3 protein-coding genes are annotated in these 2484 nt (G+C 72.3%); 2 read left to right on the top strand and 1 reads right to left on the bottom strand.

Annotation, left to right across the window (positions count from 1 at the left end; translation table 11 throughout):
- On the bottom strand, positions 1–954 hold a 954-nt coding region (locus ABD52_RS36970; protein WP_235437687.1), incomplete at its 3' end, for a PAC2 family protein.
- Between the two features lie 393 nt (positions 955–1347).
- Here ABD52_RS36970 and ABD52_RS36965 point away from each other — a divergent pair.
- Entirely contained in the window at positions 1348–2199 is an 852-nt protein-coding gene (locus ABD52_RS36965) for a hypothetical protein (protein WP_047894830.1), read from the top strand.
- A 94-nt stretch (positions 2200–2293) separates the two neighbouring features.
- Positions 2294–2440, top strand: coding sequence for a hypothetical protein (locus ABD52_RS40455; protein ID WP_013285352.1), 147 nt, complete (start codon positions 2294–2296; stop codon positions 2438–2440).
- The last annotated feature ends 44 nt before the right edge of the window (positions 2441–2484 follow it).

The following is a 2484-nucleotide window of genomic DNA, read 5'->3' as shown; positions in this document are numbered from 1 at the left end:
GTACTCGACGCTGTCCACCTTGAAGGTCACCACGCTGCGGTCGGCGCGCGTCACCTGGATCCGGGCGCCGGCGAGGAAGCGTTCCAGCTCGGCGCCGAGTTCGTCGGCGGTGGGCAGCGGCCCGGTCTCGCCGGCGAGCAGGCTCTTCTCGCCCCGGCCGCGGGCGAACGTGTCGTACTGCTCCTCCAGCGCCTGGACCAGCGTCGCCGCCTCCTCGGTCTGGGTGACCTGGCGGTCGATCTCCACCCGGACCGCCTCGGCGGCGGTCCGCAGCGCCTCGACGGGCAGCAGCAGGCCGGTGCTGCGGGACACGGCGGACAGCAGTGCCTCGGCGGCGGCCGGGTACTCGGCCTGGGCCACGTAGTGCGGCACGTGCGCGGCGAAGCCGAGGGCGTCGCGCCCCTGCTCGCCGAGGCGGTACTCCAGCAGGTGACCGACGCCGGCCGGCACCTGCACCTTCTGCAGCCACGGCTCGTGCCCGGCGATCAGTTCCTTGCGGGTGGCGTGCGCGGTGACGCCGCTGGGCCGGGTGTGCGGCACCGCCATCGGGATCGAGTTGAGCCCGACTGTGAGCCGGACGTCGAGGCGGGCGCTGAGCCCGGCGACGGCGGCCACGAAACGCTCCCACTGAAGATCCGGCTCGGGGCCGGTGAGCAGCAGGAACGGGGTCTCGTCGTCGTCGTGCAGCAGGTGCAGCTCCAGCGCCGGGGCGTCGTAGGACTCCCAGTGGTCCTCGACGAAGGTCATCACCGGGCGGCGGGAGCGGTAGTCGAAGATCTGGTCCACGTCGAAGCGGGCGATGACCCGGGCGTCGAGCGAGGTGAGCAGCTGTTCCCGGGCCAGCCGGGTGGCGTTGCCGGCGTCGACGAAGCCGGTGAGCGCCTGGATCAGCACCGGCTGGCCGAGCTCGGGCAGCTCGTCGGTGAGTTCGTAGAGCTCGTGTGGATCGAGCACCGGTGGGGTCCTCCCTGTCGACGCGTACGGGGGAGCGCCGAGCGTGCGGCGTCCCCGGTTCGGCCAACGTACCGGGGCGGGTGGTCCATTCCGTTACGGCCACGTCCGATGCCCGGATGATGATCACGATTCGGCTACGCCCCGGTCCGGCGACCCATATCCGGATCGTCCGAACGGACGAGTTAGTCGATCATCGGGCGGGACCGGGAGGTCTGCGGCGTTCCTGCCCGGGCCGCTGCGCGGGTTGCAGGCCGGGTGATTGGTCCGGTTCCCGAGGTCCGTGGTCTGCCGGGTCGCACTGGGATGGGCCGTCCGCTTCGGAACGGCCAAAGTGTGGCGAGGGCCACCCTTTGGGCCTGGGTGATCCCGGTTTGCCCTGCCTAGCCTCGTCGGATGCGTAACGACGGCAACCTCGACGACCCGTTCGGCTCCGGCCGCCCGGCTGACCGTTCGGACGATACCCCCTCCACCAACCGGTTGGCCACACTCCGGGGACTGGTCCGGCGTACCCGCTTCTGGGCACCCATGAACCCCCGGCCCGGCCGGACGCAGCTGGCGGTCGCCACCGGCGCGGCCTGCTGCCTGGGCCTGGTCGGCGTCAGCCAGGCCGGCTTCGGTGCCCCGGACCGCGCCGCCGACCCGGCGCCCTCGGCGGAGGTCGCCGAGCGTGCCGCGGTCGACCCGGCGTCCCGGGCCATGGCCCGGCCGAGTACCGCCCTCGCCATCCCCAGCGCCAGCGCCAGCCCGTCCGCGACGGCGAGCCCGAAGGCGACCGCCAAGCCCAAGCCGAAGAAGACCGTCCGGCAGATCGTCCCGGTCGCCGGCCTGGACCGCACCCAGATGAACAACGCGAAGAAGATCGTGCAGGCCGGCAAGGAGATGGGCATGCCGCGCCGCGCCCTCGTCATCGCGGTGGCGACCGCCATGCAGGAGAGCACCCTGCTCAACTACGCCAGCGGCGTGCTGCCCGAGTCGCAGAACTACCCGCACCAGGCGATCGGCTGGGACCACGACTCGGTCGGGCTGTTCCAGCAGCGCCCGAGCAGCGGCTGGGGCACCGTCGAGCAGCTCATGGACCCGGAGTACGCCACGAAGGCGTTCCTGTCCGCGCTGGCGGAGATCCCCGGCTGGCAGAGCCTGCCGCTCTCCGTGGCCGCCCAGGCCGTGCAGATCTCGGCGTTCCCGGACGCGTACGCCCAGCACGAGTGGCGGGCCGGCGAAGTGGTGGCCGAGATCCTGGGCTGACCCGGACGGGTGGTTGCGGAAGGGCCGATTCGGGTATCAAGGGCTTGCCGGTCCCAGGTACACATGAAGGGGACCGCGGGACGGGAGGACCCTCATGTCGCTGATGCAACGGATCACCGCCTTCCTGCGGTCGCCGCGGGGCCAGCAGCTGGTCGACCGCGGCCGGCGTGAGATGTCGAAGCCGGAGAACCAGGCCCGGCTGCGGCAGATCGCGAACCGGCTGCAGTCGCGCCGGCGCTGACCCGCGTCACCCCCGCCGCACGAGCCTCCGGAGCCCTTCGTGAC

The organism is Micromonospora sp. RV43 (genome assembly GCF_001029515.1).
Classification (GTDB): domain Bacteria; phylum Actinomycetota; class Actinomycetes; order Mycobacteriales; family Micromonosporaceae; genus Micromonospora; species Micromonospora aurantiaca.
This window is presented reverse-complemented; position numbering and strand designations above follow the sequence as displayed.

What these genes read in the sequence shown, in the direction of transcription:
- ABD52_RS36965 (WP_047894830.1), top strand. Translation starts at nt 1,348, where the DNA reads ATGCGTAACGACGGCAACCTCGACGACCCGTTCGGCTCCGGCCGCCCG.
- ABD52_RS40455 (WP_013285352.1), top strand. Translation starts at nt 2,294, where the DNA reads ATGTCGCTGATGCAACGGATCACCGCCTTCCTGCGGTCGCCGCGGGGC.